Origin of the sequence: Pseudomonas cichorii, from assembly GCF_019719005.1 — a bacterium.
GTDB lineage: Bacteria > Pseudomonadota > Gammaproteobacteria > Pseudomonadales > Pseudomonadaceae > Aquipseudomonas > Aquipseudomonas cichorii_E.
The window spans coordinates 36,176-52,185 of the sequence record NZ_JAIGPJ010000023.1; the positions used below are offsets into that span (position 1 = coordinate 36,176).

15 protein-coding genes and 1 pseudogene are annotated in these 16,010 nt (G+C 58.7%); 5 read left to right on the plus strand and 11 right to left on the minus strand.

Annotated features, from left to right (window positions below; genetic code table 11):
- Positions 1–9: 9 nt before the first annotated feature.
- Entirely contained in the window at positions 10–1,425 is a 1,416-nt protein-coding gene (locus K5D32_RS16745; protein WP_221601135.1) for a lipid II flippase MurJ, read from the plus strand.
- 60 nt (positions 1,426–1,485) lie between these two features.
- Here K5D32_RS16745 and K5D32_RS16750 read toward each other — a convergent pair whose 3' ends face one another.
- Complete coding sequence (locus K5D32_RS16750) at positions 1,486–2,118, minus strand: NAD(P)H-dependent oxidoreductase (RefSeq protein ID WP_221601137.1); 633 nt, start codon at positions 2,116–2,118, stop codon at positions 1,486–1,488.
- A gap of 88 nt (positions 2,119–2,206) precedes the next feature.
- On the opposite strand from K5D32_RS16750, the gene K5D32_RS16755 reads away from it, so the two are divergent.
- Positions 2,207–2,836: a TetR/AcrR family transcriptional regulator gene (locus tag K5D32_RS16755; RefSeq protein ID WP_221578247.1), complete on the plus strand. Its 630-nt coding sequence runs from the start codon at positions 2,207–2,209 to the stop codon at positions 2,834–2,836.
- Positions 2,837–2,900: 64 nt separating this feature from the next.
- On the opposite strand, the gene K5D32_RS26300 is transcribed toward K5D32_RS16755, so the two are convergent.
- From K5D32_RS26300 to K5D32_RS16770, 4 genes and pseudogenes are all read right to left on the minus strand, one after another.
- Positions 2,901–3,764, minus strand: coding sequence for a methyl-accepting chemotaxis protein (locus K5D32_RS26300; RefSeq protein WP_409339088.1), 864 nt, complete (start codon positions 3,762–3,764; stop codon positions 2,901–2,903).
- A pseudogene (locus K5D32_RS26305) lies at positions 3,762–4,541 on the minus strand (MCP four helix bundle domain-containing protein); the annotation flags it as partial. The pseudogene K5D32_RS26305 and the gene K5D32_RS26300, both read right to left, overlap by 3 nt.
- 259 nt (positions 4,542–4,800) lie before the next feature.
- Complete coding sequence (locus K5D32_RS16765; protein ID WP_221601139.1) at positions 4,801–5,736, minus strand: LysR family transcriptional regulator; 936 nt, start codon at positions 5,734–5,736, stop codon at positions 4,801–4,803.
- Positions 5,737–5,877: 141 nt separating this feature from the next.
- Complete coding sequence (locus K5D32_RS16770; RefSeq protein ID WP_221601140.1) at positions 5,878–6,984, minus strand: MBL fold metallo-hydrolase; 1,107 nt, start codon at positions 6,982–6,984, stop codon at positions 5,878–5,880.
- Positions 6,985–7,178: 194 nt separating this feature from the next.
- Between K5D32_RS16770 and K5D32_RS16775 the strand changes: the two genes are divergently transcribed.
- Entirely contained in the window at positions 7,179–7,799 is a 621-nt protein-coding gene (locus K5D32_RS16775) for a TetR/AcrR family transcriptional regulator (RefSeq protein WP_221578243.1), read from the plus strand.
- Here the strand turns inward: K5D32_RS16775 and K5D32_RS16780 are convergent.
- The gene (locus tag K5D32_RS16780) at positions 7,783–8,460 is read right to left on the minus strand and encodes a DJ-1/PfpI family protein (protein WP_221601142.1); all 678 of its coding nucleotides are present in this window, start codon (positions 8,458–8,460) and stop codon (positions 7,783–7,785) included. The two genes, K5D32_RS16775 and K5D32_RS16780, sit on opposite strands and share 17 nt — an antisense overlap.
- A gap of 114 nt (positions 8,461–8,574) precedes the next feature.
- On the opposite strand from K5D32_RS16780, the gene K5D32_RS16785 reads away from it, so the two are divergent.
- Positions 8,575–9,555 carry a GlxA family transcriptional regulator gene (locus K5D32_RS16785; protein WP_221601171.1) on the plus strand — a complete coding sequence of 327 codons (981 nt, stop codon included), beginning with the start codon at positions 8,575–8,577 and terminating at the stop codon, positions 9,553–9,555.
- On the opposite strand, the gene fahA is transcribed toward K5D32_RS16785, so the two are convergent.
- The gene (gene fahA, locus K5D32_RS16790) at positions 9,552–10,847 is read right to left on the minus strand and encodes a fumarylacetoacetase (RefSeq protein ID WP_221601144.1); all 1,296 of its coding nucleotides are present in this window, start codon (positions 10,845–10,847) and stop codon (positions 9,552–9,554) included. The genes K5D32_RS16785 and fahA overlap by 4 nt on opposite strands.
- Entirely contained in the window at positions 10,847–12,145 is a 1,299-nt protein-coding gene (gene hmgA, locus K5D32_RS16795; protein WP_221601147.1) for a homogentisate 1,2-dioxygenase, read from the minus strand. The genes fahA and hmgA overlap by 1 nt, the downstream gene beginning before the upstream one ends.
- A 129-nt stretch (positions 12,146–12,274) precedes the next feature.
- Here hmgA and K5D32_RS16800 point away from each other — a divergent pair, with 129 nt between their 5' ends.
- Positions 12,275–13,060 carry an IclR family transcriptional regulator gene (locus K5D32_RS16800; protein WP_221601149.1) on the plus strand — a complete coding sequence of 262 codons (786 nt, stop codon included), beginning with the start codon at positions 12,275–12,277 and terminating at the stop codon, positions 13,058–13,060.
- Positions 13,061–13,151: 91 nt separating this feature from the next.
- On the opposite strand, the gene hppD is transcribed toward K5D32_RS16800, so the two are convergent.
- The 3 genes from hppD to glcC all read right to left on the minus strand — a co-directional run bounded on the left by hppD (position 13,152) and on the right by glcC (position 15,893).
- Positions 13,152–14,231: a 4-hydroxyphenylpyruvate dioxygenase gene (hppD, locus tag K5D32_RS16805; RefSeq protein WP_221578238.1), complete on the minus strand. Its 1,080-nt coding sequence runs from the start codon at positions 14,229–14,231 to the stop codon at positions 13,152–13,154.
- A gap of 145 nt (positions 14,232–14,376) precedes the next feature.
- On the minus strand, positions 14,377–15,042 hold the full coding sequence (gene maiA, locus K5D32_RS16810; RefSeq protein WP_221593873.1) for a maleylacetoacetate isomerase: 666 nt from the start codon (positions 15,040–15,042) through the stop codon (positions 14,377–14,379).
- 83 nt (positions 15,043–15,125) lie between these two features.
- Positions 15,126–15,893: a transcriptional regulator GlcC gene (gene glcC / locus K5D32_RS16815; protein WP_221578237.1), complete on the minus strand. Its 768-nt coding sequence runs from the start codon at positions 15,891–15,893 to the stop codon at positions 15,126–15,128.
- Positions 15,894–16,010: the final 117 nt, after the last annotated feature.

Consider the following 16,010-nt stretch of genomic DNA (forward strand, 5'->3'; position numbering starts at 1 on the left):
CGCCAGCCCATGCTCGGCTCGACCCTGTGGCTGACCCTCGCGACGCTGACCGGCCTGGCGGCCGGCTTTGCCCGCGAGTGGTTGCTGGTGGCCGCCTGGGGCGCGGGCAGCCAGAGCGATGCGTTTCTGGTCTCGATGTTTCTGCCCGAAGCATTGCGCATGTCCCTGGCGGCCGGCCTGCTGAGTGCGGCAGCCTTGCCGTTGTATCAACAGCGTTCTGCCGAACGGCAGCAGCACTGGCTTCAGGTGCTTGCGCCACGCCTGCTGATTTTCGGGGTGTTGCTCAGTCTGGTGCTGAGTCTGGGTGCCGGGTTATGGGTGCGGCTGATCGGCCCGGGGCTCGATAGCGAAGGCTACGCACAGGCAGGCAGCGGCCTGCACTGGCTGGCATGGTGCGCGCCGGGTTTTCTGCTGCACGGTTTGCTGTGTATTCCCCTGCAAGCGCGTTCACGTTTTGTACTGGCCGGTCTTGGCTCGCTGCTGTTCAACCTGCCACCCGTGATTTACCTCGCCGTGCTCAGCCACTCGGCGACGCCTGAGGGTCTGGCCTTTGCCTGTGTGCTGGGCAGCCTGTTGATGCCGGGTGTTCTGCTGCCGACCCTGTTTCGTTCGGGCTGGCGCCCGTGGTCCTGGCAGACCGAACAGGGCGCGGTGCGTGAGCTGCTACAACGAATCGGCCCGCTGTTGAGCAGCAACCTGGCCAGTCAGGGTCTGGCGCTGCTGGAGCGGATGGTCGCCTCGTTACTGGGTGAAGGCGCGGTGACCTGGATCAACCTGGCGCGCAAACTCATCAACCTGCCCTTGATCGCTCTGATGAGCCTTAACCAGGTGCTGCTGGGCCTGATGAGCGGCAGCGCGAACACCCAACGCCTGTCGCTGCTGCGCCGTGGGCTGGGCAGTGCCACATTGCTGACACTGCCAGCCGTGACCGGGCTGATCGGCGCGGCGGGTGCGCTGGTGGTGCTGTTGCTGCCCAACCAGACCCACGACGGCCCACTGCCACAATTACTGGCCTGGTTCGCCGTGCCCTTGATGTTCGGAGCCTGGAATGCCCTGCTGGCGCGCTATGCCTATGCCGACGGCGATACCCGCTTGCCACTGAACTGCGAATTGATCGGCAGCCTGTGCAATGCCCTGCTGTTGGGCACCTTGCCGTTCTTCCTGGGCTTGACCGGCATCGCCCTCGCGGCCCTTGGCGGCGCGCTGGTCACAGGCCTGCTATTAATGCGTCGCCAATCCTTGCTGGCAGTCGTCCCGTGGCGCAGTCATTGGCTGCTGGCCACGCTGTTCATGTTAATCGCGGCCCTGTTGCTGCATCCCTTGCAAGACATCTGGCTGCAACTGTCCCTGGGCTGCGCCTATAGCGCGGCGCTGCTGGTCGGGCTGGCGTTGTGGCTGAAACCGTGGCGATCTGTTCACGAATAACCCATGTTCTGTGGGAGATAATCCATCGGCTTCAATGCCGCCTCGCGAATGAATTCGCTCCTACTCAGGCCACGTAACTTCTGCAAGAGGCTCACCCGCAACTCCGGAAGCAAACATCCTCTGCCCCACTGTACGCGCAGTATCAAGATGAACAGCCGCATCCTGCGTTTCGGAGTCCAGCAAGAGCTCAGAGGTTACGACACGGGCACCGCAGTAATCGAAAATGCCGTGATCGATCTGGGTCTTCATCGCATCCAGATAACCATGCTTCGTGAAAGTACCCGCATCGGCACCGGCGACACCTATCAGGTGGACATTCAAGTGGCCAAGCTTCTTCACCAGCGTGGCATCGGGGCTGTAATCAAACGCCCAGCCATTGGAAAATACCCGATCAATCCAGCCTTTAAGGATCGCAGGCATCGACCACCAATAGACCGGATAAACCAGTACCAAGGCATCCGCCCGCTCGATCCTGGCCTGCTCTGCGAGCACATCGGCAGGTGGCGAAGCCTTTTCGCGATGAACAGCGTGATCGGCCATGTTGAATCTCGGATCGAATGACTCGGCAAACAGATCCGCGATTTCAAACGTATGCCCGGGATCAGCAAGCATCAGCCCTTCTGCGACCTGTGCCGCCAGACTATGGGTGAGTGACTGTGGGTCGTGATGAGCGACCACGATGAGCGCATGCATAGAGAACACTCCTGTTGATTGCGGATGAAAGACGACGCTTATATACTTTTAGTAAGTTATGCCATTAAGTTACTTTTGGTAGGTTTCCATGTCAAGCACTGACACGTCACCACAGAACCCGGACCCGCAACCGCGCCGCCGGTTATCGCGAGATGACCGACACCGCCAATTGCTCGACGTGGCATGGCAACTGGTGCGCGAGGAAGGGACTGAAGCGCTGACGCTGGGGCGGCTCGCCGAGCAGGCTGGCGTGACCAAGCCCGTGGTCTATGACCATTTCGGCACCCGGGCCGGATTGCTGGCAACGCTCTACAAGGACTTCGATGAACGCCAGACAGCCCTTATGGACGCGGCCTTTCAGACAAGCGATGCGACCCTGCTCAACAAGGCCGATATCATTGCATCGTCCTATGTGGACTGCGTCGTTTTGCATGGGGGCGAAATATCAGGTGTCGTCGCCGCACTGGCCAGCTCTCCGGAGCTTGAGAAGGTAAAGCGGGAGTACGAGGCCATCTTTCTGGAAAAGTGCCGAAATGCCCTGGCTCCGTTTTCACCCTCAGGCGTCATTTCACAGGCTGGCCTGCGAGCGATGCTGGGTGCTGCTGAAGCCTTGTCCACTGCCGCTGCGAGCGCAGAGATCACCTCAGCCCAGGCAAAGGCCGAACTGCTGGAAACCATCATTGCGATGGTCGAAAGGAACAAAATCCTTCCTGAATGAAAAAGGCAGGATCACTCACCCTCAGTGATCCTGCCCTCCTCTAACCCTGAAAAACGCTAGAACCTCAAAGCTGAAACTTCGCCACCAGCACGTTAAAAGACGTGGCCAGACGCGAAAGCTCCTGACTCGACGCACTGGTCTGGTTGGCACCCGCCGCGCTCTGGGTCGAGAGGTCCTGGATGTTCAGCAGGTTGCGGTCCACTTCACGGGCCACCTGGGCCTGCTCTTCGGAAGCAGAAGCAATCACCAGATTGCGCTCGTTGATGGTCGCGACACCGTCGGTAATCTTGACCAGCGCTGAACCTGCACGCTCTGCCAGCTCCTGAGTATTGGTGGCCAGCGACAGGCTTTTGCCCATGGCCGCAACCGCACCGTCGGCACCCGCCTGGACAGTACCGATCATGCCTTCGATTTCCACGGTCGAGGCTTGAGTGCGATGAGCAAGCGCACGCACTTCATCGGCCACCACGGCAAAACCGCGTCCCTGCTCACCGGCACGGGCGGCTTCAATGGCAGCGTTCAACGCCAGCAGATTGGTCTGTTCAGCAATGCTGCGGATCACTTCCAGCACCTTGCTGATATCCCGTACATGACCCGCCAGTTGCGCAACCGCCTCGGTCGACTGAGTAATTTCGCTGACCATGGTGGTGATGCCCTTGACGGTCTGATCCACCTGGCCACGGCCTTGCACAGCATCGTCCGTAGCGGTTTTCGAGGCTTCGGAAGTCGAAACGGCGTTGCGGGCAACCTCTTCGACCGCTGCTGTCATCTGGTTGACGGCCGTGGCCGCCTGCTGGATTTCGTCATTCTGACGGGTCAGCCCGCGAGTGCTTTCGTCGGTGACGGCGCTCAGTTCCTCGGCAGCCGAAGCCAGTTGCCCCGAAGCGCTGGCGATCTCCTGAATGGTGTATTTGAGACCGCCCTGCATATCGGACAACGCATTGAGCAATTGGCCGGCTTCGTCGCCACGATCAGAAGCGATGGGTTGAGTCAGATCACCCTTGGCGATGCGCTGGGCACTGGCGACTGCAATAGCCAGAGGACCGGTAATCATGCGGGTAATCAGGATGCCCAGAATGATTGCAACCACAAAGGCAATCGCGATCCCTGCCAACAGCATCAATGTAGAACTGGACTTGAGTTCGGCAGCGGCAATCGCGCCTTCCTTGATCTGGCGATTGTTGGAGTCAATCATGACCCGCAACAGGCTGCGAGCTTTCACAAAGTCCTCACCAGACAGGGTATTCAGGCGACTGCGTGCCTCGGTCAGGTTACCTGCCGTCATGAGTTCAGACACCTTTCTGGCACCCGAGATATAAGCAGGCATGAGCTTCTCGAACTCATCACCGGCAGCTTTCTCATCGCTCTCCAGAGGCGTGGCACGGTAAGTGGCAAACACCTTCTGCATACGTTCCAGGTCCGCAGCCAGTGCCTGGCGAACCCTCTCCTTGTCCGCCTCCGGTACGCCGCCATCCTGGGCATCAAGCAATCTGTAGAGACCACGGTTGTGGGCCGTCAGGCTGGTCAGCGTTTCATTGGTGTTACCCACCGAGACCAGATTGTTGGAAAAGGTCAATGCCAGCGCATCGGACAGTCGACTGATTCCAACCATACCCAAGCCACCCACGGCCAAGGTAATCAGGGCACAAGCGATGAAAGCTGCCAGCAGTTTGGTCGAGAATTTGGACTGACTCAGAATATTCATGTTGCGAACTCGCAAGGAAGGAGAAGGAACCAGATGAAGAAAATTTCAGGAAGCGCTCCTGTGACATCATATTGCCTTCATTAATTCGCAAAATTTTCACAAATTTTGATTTTTCTGCTTTTCCTTGCCAAATCCCCTCATGCAGGACAGCGCAATGCACGACCGGACCGGGCAATTCTCCGCTTGTCCGACCATTGCATAGGTATCGTCAGAAATGGCGTCTTCCCGGCCCTGCCGCCTTCAAACGCAACATGATGACTCAGAGCAACCCTTGCTCCGCACACACCTTCACCACCTGCTCGCGAAACCAGCCATTGGCTTCGTCTTCCTCGACATGCCTGCTCCAGACCATATCCAGAGTGAATTCCGGCAAATCAGGAGGCAGTTCAAATACGGCAACCCAGGGTTCATTGGCCAGCAAGGTCTGGATACGACGCGGCAGGACCAGGATGAAATCGGTCCCTTCAAGCATTTGCAGCGCAGCACGATAGCTGTTGGCGCGGGTAATGATGTGTCGCTCGCGTCCCTGGCGCTGCAACCAGCCATCCACCATATTGGTGTCGGACGTCCAGGGTGTCGGGTACACATGATGGCGCTGGGTGAAGGTTTCGAGATCGATGCTGGCACACTGGGGCGCGAACTGGGCGTCCATGACGCAGACCAGATCGTCTTCCAGCAGAACCTGGCTCATAAGCCCTTCGGGAATGCGATGAAAGCCAGGGCCGAAACACAAAGCCAGATCGAACTGGCCCTCATTCAGCGCCTGGGCAGGCAGCTCCTTGCTCAGCTTTTGAACGTTGACGGTCACGGTAAATCCGGCAGCGATAAAGCTGCGCATCAGGTGCGGCAGGACCAGCAGCTCGAAATACTCGGGAGCACAGACCGTGAAGGTTGTCTGCCGGCTGGTAGGGTTGAACAGTTGCAGGCCGTCATGGCACAGATTGATCTTTTGCAGGATCTGCTGCACATGACTGTGCATGGCAATGGCCTTGCGCGTCGGGCGCATGCCATTGCGGGTACTGATGAACAAGTCGTCTTCGAAGTTGGCCCGCAACTTCTTCAAGCAGTAACTGACCGTCGACTGACTGACATGCAGTGCTTCCGACACCAGTGTCAGATTACGCTGCTCGTAAACCGAAACGAAGACCATCAGGTCCTGCATGTCGAGCTTTCTGAGGGCATTACTGTTGAGCATCGAGTTTTCTCGTGGCACTGACGGCAGATCAGGTCAGCACTAGCAAGATAACATCAAAACACGATCACGCCGTCTCCCCTTCAACGTCACGGGATTCTTTGAAACCTCACATCATTACAGGGTGTAACAAGCCTCGATGCATCAGGCATTTTGCTGACGGCAGTCGCAACGTGCATGAGGCTGCCTGGTAACCGCAGCCTTGGCAGGCTCTACCGACTCATCGGCTTCCCCCACTTCCAGCCACCAGGTTTCACCACGGCACGGGTACTGGATGTAGAACGGCTGCCCCATGAGCGGCGTGGTAATGGAAACATTCTTCTCCCAGGCCAGCGCCAGAATGCGATCAAAGGGTTCGTGCCAGGCATGCATCGCCAGATCGAAGGTGCCATTGTGAATCGGCAGCAACCAGCGGCCACGCAGGTCGATATGCGCTTGCAGGGTTTGCTCCGGTTGCATATGCACATCCGGCCACTGGACGTTGTAGGCACCGGTTTCCATCAGCGTCAGGTCGAAAGGCCCGTATTGCTCGCCGATGGTCTTGAAGCCATCGAAGTAGCCAGAATCGCCGCTGAAGAAGATCCGCTGCTCATTCGCAATAATCACCCAGGAAGCCCAGAGGGTCTGATTGCTGTCGAGCAGGGTTCGTCCGGAAAAGTGCTGCGAGGGCGTGGCGACGAAACGAACACCCGACACCTCGGTGGACTGCCACCAATCCAGTTGCCGGACCTTGTGCTCAGGCACGCCCCACTCGATCAGGGTGTCGCCCACGCCCAGGGGTGCCAGGAAGTGTTCGGTCTTGTCCATCAGGGTCTTGATGGTCATGTGATCGAGATGATCGTAGTGGTTGTGCGAGAGGATTACTGCCTTGAGCGGCGGCAGTTCTTCAAGGCTGATCGGCGGCTGATGAAAACGCTTCGGGCCGGCCCACTGCACCGGCGAAGCACGCTCGGCAAAGACCGGATCGGTCAGCCAGAACTGATTGTGCAACTTGAGCAGCACCGTGGAGTGCCCGAGGCGAAACACCGTATTGTCCGGTGCCGCCAGCAATTGCTGGCGTGACAGAGGCTGAACAGGAATCTCGCCGGCAGGCCTCGTGTCACGGGGCTTGTTGAACATGGCATTCCAGAACACCCCTAGAGTGCGGACAAACCCCAGCGACTTGACTGGCGCATGGTTGCGGTAGCGCCCCTCGTGCCGCGACAGGACAGGCAATGAAGAGGTATCTGTTTTGGGGTTTGTCATGGCCATGATTTGCTGACTCCTGAGAACAGGTCGAGATTCCTGACGTACTGCTTCAAGCTAAACGCACCTTGCGGGACGTAGCGTGAAAAATGTGTAACTGTGTTTTACACTACACGGTGTAGTTTTAAGCTTGCATCATTCACCACGACAAGTAAACTGCCGAGTGTACTTTTCTCTAAACGCACGTTTGAAGCGAACCTATGAAAGCCCCCATGCGACTTACCGACCAGAAACGCGAATCCATTGTCATGGCAGCCATTGCCGAGTTTCGTGATCGCGGCTTCGAAGTCACCAGCATGGATCGCATTGCCGCACGGGCCGAGGTTTCAAAACGTACGGTCTACAACCACTTCCCCAGCAAGGAAGAGCTTTTCGCAGAAATCATCCAGCGCCTCTGGACGTGCGCAGCGCCCTCGCCAGAGGCCCCTTATCACCGCGATACCAGCCTGCGCGAACAGTTGCGCGACTTGTTGCGAAACAAGATGGATTCCCTGACGGACAGCAACTTCCTGGACCTGGCACGCGTCGTCGTTGGTGCCACTGTTCACTCTCCCGATCGCGCCCAGACCTGGATGGCTCGTCTCAACGAGCGTGAAGAAACCTTCTCAGCCTGGATTCGCGCCGCCCAGAAGGATGAGCGCCTGAAACCCGTCGACCCGGGCTTCGCGGCGTCCCAGGTGCATGCCCTGCTCAAGGCATTCGCCTTCTGGCCGCAACTGACCCTCAATGCCGAAATCCTCACGCCCGAGAAACAGAACGAAGTCATCGAATCGACGCTGGACATGTTCCTGGGCTGGTACGAAGTCAAGCCCGCTCAGTGACTCGCCTGACAATCTCGTGCCGCTGCTCAAGGGATTTGGCCAACCGCTGATGAGTCACGGCCAGAACCCTGGCAGGCGCAGTCGTTGGATAGCCCGCATTGAACGGCGGTGCAGGAGCGTATTCCAATTGCAGCTGAATCGCCTGAGCCTGCTCTTCATCGAAGAGTTCGGCCACCAGCGTCAGGGCAAAATCGATCCCCGCCGTCACTCCGCCGCCGGTCAACAGGTTGCCATCGCGCACCACGCGCCCTTGAGTGGCAATGGCCCCAAAGGCCGCCAGCAACGAATGCGAGGCCCAATGCGTGGTTGCGCGCCGTCCTTGTAATAACCCGGCAGCCCCCAGCACCAATGCGCCGGTGCATACGGACGTGACATAACGGGCCGTGCGCGCCTGAAGCTTGATGAACGCCAGTGTTTGCTCGTCCTCCAGCAAGGCATTGATGCCAAGGCCACCGGGAATGCAAATGACATCCAGCGGCGGGCAATCATTGAAATCCACCGTCGGCACCAGTACCAGCCTCGTGCTGGCTGTCAGCGGATCCAGAGTCTTCCAGATCAGGTGCACCTTGACGTCAAGCAACGAGGCAAAGACTTCGTAAGGCCCGGTCAGGTCCAGTTGCTGTACATCGGGAAACACCAGCAGGCCGATATGCAACGTCATCTCGGTAACTCCATGCAGAAAGTGGGTGGACGCATGAACTGTATCTGGATAGCCTTTGGCAGATATGCCATAAAACCCACTAATTACGCCAATCGTCTCGATAAAGGTTTCTGCATGGCTGACAGCCCGAAAATCGTCCATATCGTCGCCTTCGTCGATGTTCAGGTCCTGGATGTCTGCGGACCATTGCAGGTCTTCGCCTCGGCCAATCGCCGCCTGGAAGGCCTGGGCAAACCGCAGCCTTATGCCATGAAAGTGGTAGCAGCCGAGCCCGGCAGTGTCATGTCGTCAGCCGGGTTGGGTTTGCAGACAGGGCCGCTGCCCGCCGACGAGCCTTGCGACACCTTGATAATTGCCGGAGGTCGAGGCATCAGCGCAGCCATGGAAAATGCAGAGCTTTTGAACTGGATACAGCAACAGGCCACGACAGCGCGGCGTGTGACATCCGTCTGCTCCGGCGCGTTTATCCTGGCGCAGACCGGGCTGCTGGATAATCGGCGCGTGGTCACCCATTGGGACAGTTGCGAGCGACTGGCCAAACGCTTCCCGAGCTTGCGGGTCGACCCCGACCCGATCTTTATCAATGACGGGCGCTTCTGGACCTCGGCAGGGGTTACGGCGGGTATAGACCTGGCGCTGGCCCTGATCGAACAGGACCTCGGGCATGCCATGGCGCTGGCAGTGGCCCGTGATCTGGTGGTGTTTCTCAAGCGACCCGGCGGGCAGGCACAATTCAGCAACGCGCTGTCGATGCAGCAAGCCAGCCATCCCACGGAAAACCGCTTCGCCGACTTGCATGGCTGGCTGATGGAGAATCTGGAGGGCGACTTGTCGGTCGCCAGCCTCGCCGCTCGTGTGGGCATGAGCGAGCGCAGTTTCGTACGCCATTACAGCGCCCAGACCGGCACTACACCGGCCAAGGCTGTCGAGCAGCTTCGCGTGGAAGCTGCGCGTCGGCTGTTGAGTGAAAGCACATTGGCCATCAAACGCATCGCATCACAATGCGGCTTTGGCAGCGAAGAGACACTGCGTCGCAGTTTTCTGCGGGCCTTGTCGGTCACGCCCCAGGCGTATCGGGAGCGGTTCAAACGTTAACTCACTACCACACCCTTGCACTCGCCAAACCCGATCGACACCTGCCCTTCGCGATGACAGCGGGCGCGCAGGATCACTTCATCGCCCCGCTCCAGGAAACGCCGCTCTTCGCCATTGGGCAGCGTCACCGCTTGCTTGCCGCCTTCGGTCATCTCCAGCAGGCTGCCGAACTGCCCGGCCTGCGGACCGGACAAGGTTCCGGTGCCGAACAGATCACCCGGTTGCAGCTTGCAACCGTTGACGCTGTGGTGCGTGACCATCTGCGCCACGGTCCAGTACATGTTCAGGCTGTTGCTCAAGGCCAGACGATAGGGCTCCAGACCCTGAGCCTTCATCTGCTCGGTCAGCAGCAGGACTTCCAGTTCGATATCCAGCGCACCGCTTTCCTGATCAGCAGGATCGAGCAGGTACGACAACGGCTGCGGATCACCTCCGGGACGTGGCGGTTGAGGGCTGCGAAACGGAGCCAGGGCTTCGGCAGTCACCACCCAGGCAGAAATCGTCGTGGCAAAACTCTTGGACAGGAACGGCCCCAGCGGCTGGTATTCCCAGGCCTGGATATCCCGTGCCGACCAGTCGTTGAGCAGGCAGAAACCGGCGATGTGCTCGCTCGCCCGGTCAATCGCAATCGACGTACCCTGTTCATTGCCCGGCCCGATCCACACGCCCATTTCCAGCTCGTAATCCAGCCGCTTGCAGGGACCGAATGTCGGCACTTCCTGACCCGCAGCCAAGGTCTGGCCATTGGGGCGTTTGACCGGTGTACCGGAGATGCACAGCGTTGACGCCCGACCGTGATAGGCAATGGGGACGTACTTGTAATTGGGCAGCAAAGGATTGTCCGGACGGAACAGTTTGCCGACGTTAGTGGCGTGGTGGATGCCGACGTAGAAATCGGTGTAATCCCCTACCCTCGCCGGCACATGCAGGCGGCACTCGCTCATCGGATGCAGCAGATTACTGACGGCTTCCAGGCGAGTACGTTGCGGACTGTCTTCTGCGAGCAGGTGCAACAAGGTATGACGCAAGGTCCGCCGCGCTGTTGCACCCAGTGCAAAGAAGTCATTCAACTGATCACGGCTGGCGACCTCGGCGACCTTCTGCGCTTCGCCTTCGAAGAAACCGGCCTGTACCGCCGCTTGCAGATCGAACACCTGATCACCGATGGCCACGCCGCCACGGAGGCCTGTATTACCGTGGCTGAACACACCCAGCGGCAGGTTCTGCAAGGGGAAATCAGGATGGCCGTTGGCCGAGGCAATCCAGCTTTGGCGGGTTGAAGAAGCATTCATCAAGGCTGTCCCTTATTGAAGAGGCTGGCCATGTCATTCCAGCAAGCGTCGTAGTCGCGTTGCAGTTGTTCACAGTTCAAGGCATAGCGGCTGGGGCGCAGGACCTTGCCGGTCTCGAACATGAAGGCCAGGGTGTTATCTATCTTGTGAGGTTTTAGCTCGGCGGCGATGGCTTTTTCTGCGGTGGCATTGTCGGGGCCGTGGGCGCTCATGCAGTTATGCAGCGACGCACCGCCGGGCATGAAGCCTTCGGCCTTGGCATCGTAGACACCCTCGATCAGCCCCATGAATTCGTTCATCAGGTTGCGGTGGAACCACGGAGGCCGGAAAGTGTTTTCCGCCACCATCCAGCGCGGCGGGAAGATCACGAAATCGATATTGGCCTGCCCGAGCACCGCGCCCGGTGCCGTGAGCACAGTGAAAATCGACGGGTCCGGGTGATCGAAACTGACCGTGCCGATAGTGTTGAAGCGACGCAGGTCATATTTGTATGGCACATTGTTGCCATGCCAGCCCACCACGTCGAAGGGCGAATGATCCAGTTGCGTGGACCACAGCTCACCGAGAAACTTCTGCACCAGTTCAACCGGCGCATCGCTATTCTCGAAACGGGCGGTGGGTGCCAGAAAATCTCGCGGGTTGGCCAAGCCGTTGCTGCCGATAGGTCCCAAATCCGGCAGGCGTAGCGCACAGCCGTGGTTCTCACAGATATAGCCTCGAGCAGTGGCCTCCAGCAGTTGCACGGTGAATTTCATGCCTCGCGGCAGTACCGCGATTTCCTGAGGCTCTATATCCAGCAGCCCAAGCTCGGTGACGATGCGCAACCGCCCCTGCTGCGGCACCACCAGCCATTCGCCATCGGCATTGAAGAATGCCCGCTGCATCGAGGCGTTGGCCCGGTACACGTAAATGCTCACGCCCTCGGCCTGATCCGCTGCACTGGTACTGGCCAGAGCAATCAGGCCGTCGATGATATCCGTGGGTTCGGCGGGAATATCGAAGGCATTCCAGCGCAGGCGATTGGGTGTGATCGGCCCTTGCTCAAGCCCTGTGATCTGCCGGGCCAGGCGCTCATAGCGAGGATGAGCTGCCGAGGGCTTGATCCGGTAAAGCCAGGTACGCCGGGCTTCGGCGCGCGGGACCGTGAAAGCCGTGCCGGACAGCAGTTCGGCATACAGCCCTGACGGGTGTTTTTGCGGAGAGTTCTGACCAATCGGCAACGCGCCGGGCAGCACTTCACTGCTGAAGTGATTGCCGAAACCGGACTGGTAAGCCAGTGGTTCTTGATGGATAGGCATCTGGACCTCTTGTTTTTATGGGGTCGCATAGCGGCGATTCAAAAATCGTAAACGGATTACGAATAACGTAATTTGAGTTTGAGGTGTGGTCAAGCTATAAAGCTGCCTTTCCAGATTGGCGCCCTTCCCATGACCGATGAAATCGAAAGCCCTGCAAGCGGACGCCAGCAAAAGGTTCAGGCCGCCGAAGTCGGTCTGGGTGTACTCAAGGCCCTGGCCGAACTGACGCCTTCGACCTCGCTGTCGAAACTGGCCGAGCACCTGGGGATGCCGGCCAGCAAGGTGCATCGCTACCTGCAAGCGCTGATTGCCAGCGGTTTTGCCGAGCAGGACGGCGTCACCAACCACTACGGGCTGGGCCGCGAAGCCCTGCAGGTAGGGCTGGCCTCGCTGGGCAAGCTGGATGTACTGAAGGTCGCTGCGCCGCATCTGGCGACCTTGCGTGACGAGCTGAATCAGACCTGCTTCCTGGCGGTCTGGGGCAACAAAGGGCCGACGGTCGTGTATGTCGAGCCCTCCACAGGCGCCGTCACGCTGGTGACGCAGATCGGTTCGGTCTTGCCGCTGCTCAGTTCCTCCACCGGCCTGGTGTTCGCCAGCTTCCTGGCCGCCAGCGAAACCACCGCCCTGCGAGAACAGGAAACCCCTCACCTGAACGCCGCGCAGCTCAAGGACGTCGAACAACATGTCGAACAGATTCGCGCCAACGGCGTGCATCAGATTCAAGGATTGCTGATGCCTGGAGTCAACGCGGTGTCGTCTCCGGTCTTTGCCATGGGCAATAAACTGGCAGGCGTGGTGACGGTGGTAGGTTCGGGCGCGCTCCTGACAGGCAAGGCGCAGGACCTTGCGGCAGAGAGGTTGATAGAAGTAGCGCGGGCGATCAGTGGAAGGATGGGGGCGGAAAGCCAGTAAGCTGCAAGCTGCAAGATTAGAAGCCCATCTGCTCTTTCTTGCAGCTTATAGCTTGAAGCTTGCAGCTTGCAGCTTGCAGCTCTCCCCCCACCTACTCCTCTGCCATCAACACTCCGCGCCGAATCTGATCCCGCTCGATCGACTCAAACAGTGCCTTGAAATTGCCTTCGCCGAATCCATCATCGCCCTTGCGCTGGATGAACTCGAAGAACACCGGCCCCATCAGGGTTTCGGAGAAGATCTGCAACAGCAGACGACGCTGCCCGCCTTCGGACGAGCCATCGAGCAGGATGCCGCGGGATTTCAATTCGGCTTCCGGCTCGCCATGGTCAGGCAGGCGGCCTTCGAGCATTTCGTAGTAGGTTTCCGGCGGCGCGGTCATGAAGCGCATGCCGATGGCTTTCAGGGCATCCCAGGTCTTGATCAGGTCATCGGTGAAGAACGCCACATGCTGGATGCCTTCGCCATTGAACTGCATCAGGAATTCTTCGATCTGGCCTGCGCCTTTGGAGGACTCTTCGTTCAAGGGAATACGGATCATGCCGTCGGGCGCGGTCATGGCTTTCGATGTCAGGCCGGTGTATTCGCCCTTGATGTCGAAGTAGCGGATTTCACGAAAGTTGAACAGCTTTTCATAGAAGTTCGCCCAGTACGCCATGCGCCCGCGATAGACGTTGTGGGTCAGGTGATCGATGAATTTCAGGCCTGCGCCCTCGGGATGCCGGTCCACGCCTTCGATGAAATTGAAGTCGATATCATAGATCGAAGTGCCTTCGCCAAAACGGTCGATCAGGTACAGCGGAGCGCCGCCGATGCCCTTGATTGCAGGCAGGCGCAATTCCATCGGCCCGGTGGCGATTTCCAGAGGCTGGGCACCCAGCTCAAGGGCACGACTATAGGCCTTTTGCGCATCCTTGACCCGAAACGCCATGCCGCACACCGACGGCCCGTGTTCCGCCGCAAAGTACGACGCCAGGCTGTGGGGTTCGTTGTTGAGAATCAGGTTGATCGCGCCCTGGCGATACAGCACCACATCCTTGGAGCGATGGGTCGCAACCTTGGTGAAGCCCATCATCTCGAAGACAGGCTCAAGGGCATTAGGGGTCGGTGAGGCGAATTCGATGAATTCAAAGCCCATCAGGCCCATCGGGTTTTCGTATAGATCAGCCATGGTCTGGCTCCTTGCAGGAAAAGTGAGAACGCGGGACAGCTCACATCACTTTTCTGCGGGCGGCGCACAAGGAACGCCCCGAACACTGCGGGCGAGGAAATCACCAAAAATCAGTTGCAGACCCAATGTTTTCATAAGTTTCAGCCTAGTCTGGCTTGTCCGGTTGTGCATCCGGGTGAGCCTTCAGGAAGGCAGGAGATTGCAGCGCCCGTTGCTCGACCTGCGCGATACGTGGCCAAGCGCTCAGGTCAACCTTGAAGCGCCGCGCCGCATAGACCTGCGGTAAAAGATACACATCCGCCACGCTGGGCACATCCCCCAGACAGAACGCCGTCCCGTCAATCAACTGCTCGACGGTATTGAGCCCCTCGCCTATCCAGTGGCCAATCCAGTCGGTAATGGCGGCCTCGTCATGCCCCAGGCCGCGCAATCGGTTGAGCACCGAAACGTTGTGCAGCGGATGGATATCACAACCGATCACCGCCGCCACTGCTCGTTGCCTGGCGCGCAGCAGCAAATCCGATGCAAGCAGAGGTGGCTGCGGATAGCGCTCTTCAAGGTATTCGATAATGGCCGGCGACTGGGTAATGACTTCACCGCTCTCAAGCTGCAAGGCAGGTACGCGACACTGTGGATTGATGGCCTTGTATGGCGGCTTGAGGTGTTCACCGCTATCACCGGCCAGATTGACCGCAATTGCGGTGTAATCCAGCCCCTTGAGCGCCAGAGCGATGCGCACACGATAACTGGCCGTCGAACGGTAATAGGTAAACAGGCCAGGCCAGGCCCTATCTCGTGGGAGCGAATTCATTCGCGAAAGCTCGTTATTATTTTCGTAAATACATTACGTTATGCGTAAATTGCGTGATCGCCCTCCACCTGTCAAGCAATCCCTCAAGTCCAGCCTTGCAGCCGCAAGGTCGAGCGCACCAACCGCTGCTCTTCGTTTTCAATTTCCCGCAGGTTTTCGCTGATGCTCTGGATATGCGCGAGGGCCGCCTTGCGGGCATGCTCAGGGAGACGACCGGTCACGGCGTTGTACAGGCGGGCATGCTGGCGGTCGATCTGACGCTTCTGCGGCTCACGATGATAGAGGTTGTTGACCGAGGCATAGACGGTGTTGAGCAGCAGGTCGGTGAGCGAGCGCAAGGTCTGCACCAGCACCGGATTATGCGAGGCTTCGCAGATGGCCAGATGGAAAGCATGATCGAGACGGGCATGCTCGCTGGCTTCCAGTTCCTGGCTCTGGGCTGCGACCAGGGCGTCATAGCTGCGGGTGATCAATACAAAATCCGCATCGGTGCCGCGCAAGGCTGCCAGCCGCGCCGACTCGCCTTCCAGCAGGCTGCGCACTTCAAACAGGTCATACAGGGTGCGCGGCTGCGAACCGAACAGGTGCATCAGCGGTGAAACCTGCTGCTGGCTATTCATGTGGGCGACAAACGAACCTTTGCCCTGCTCGGTTTCGATAATCCCCCGCGCCCGCAGCAGCTTCAGCCCTTCACGCAAGGCCGTACGGGAAACGCCAAGCTTTTCGGTCAGGCGACGCTCGGAGGGCAAGAGCTGCCCCACTTTCAGGACGCCATCGACGATCAGCCGCTCGATACGTTCACAGACCACATCCGCCACTTGTGTCGGCCGCGGCTTCCTGGAACCGTTCATCCTCACTCCAACTGGTATGACCAGATTCAGGGGAAAACCGATGGCGAACCAAACCAATAACAAGGTATTGATTAAAAAGGTATTTTTCAAGATAAAGCGCCGCAACCTCTTGAAAAA

Coding starts and splice junctions, on each gene's coding strand:
- K5D32_RS16745 (WP_221601135.1), top strand. CDS start 10: ATGCTCGGCTCGACCCTGTGGCTGACCCTCGCGACGCTGACCGGCCTG.
- K5D32_RS16750 (WP_221601137.1), bottom strand. CDS start 2,118: ATGCATGCGCTCATCGTGGTCGCTCATCACGACCCACAGTCACTCACC.
- K5D32_RS16755 (WP_221578247.1), top strand. CDS start 2,207: ATGTCAAGCACTGACACGTCACCACAGAACCCGGACCCGCAACCGCGC.
- K5D32_RS26300 (WP_409339088.1), bottom strand. CDS start 3,764: ATGCAGGGCGGTCTCAAATACACCATTCAGGAGATCGCCAGCGCTTCG.
- K5D32_RS16765 (WP_221601139.1), bottom strand. CDS start 5,736: ATGCTCAACAGTAATGCCCTCAGAAAGCTCGACATGCAGGACCTGATG.
- K5D32_RS16770 (WP_221601140.1), bottom strand. CDS start 6,984: ATGGCCATGACAAACCCCAAAACAGATACCTCTTCATTGCCTGTCCTG.
- K5D32_RS16775 (WP_221578243.1), top strand. CDS start 7,179: ATGAAAGCCCCCATGCGACTTACCGACCAGAAACGCGAATCCATTGTC.
- K5D32_RS16780 (WP_221601142.1), bottom strand. CDS start 8,460: ATGACGTTGCATATCGGCCTGCTGGTGTTTCCCGATGTACAGCAACTG.
- K5D32_RS16785 (WP_221601171.1), top strand. CDS start 8,575: ATGGCTGACAGCCCGAAAATCGTCCATATCGTCGCCTTCGTCGATGTT.
- fahA (WP_221601144.1), bottom strand. CDS start 10,847: ATGAATGCTTCTTCAACCCGCCAAAGCTGGATTGCCTCGGCCAACGGC.
- hmgA (WP_221601147.1), bottom strand. CDS start 12,145: ATGCCTATCCATCAAGAACCACTGGCTTACCAGTCCGGTTTCGGCAAT.
- K5D32_RS16800 (WP_221601149.1), top strand. CDS start 12,275: ATGACCGATGAAATCGAAAGCCCTGCAAGCGGACGCCAGCAAAAGGTT.
- hppD (WP_221578238.1), bottom strand. CDS start 14,231: ATGGCTGATCTATACGAAAACCCGATGGGCCTGATGGGCTTTGAATTC.
- maiA (WP_221593873.1), bottom strand. CDS start 15,042: ATGAATTCGCTCCCACGAGATAGGGCCTGGCCTGGCCTGTTTACCTAT.
- glcC (WP_221578237.1), bottom strand. CDS start 15,893: ATGAACGGTTCCAGGAAGCCGCGGCCGACACAAGTGGCGGATGTGGTC.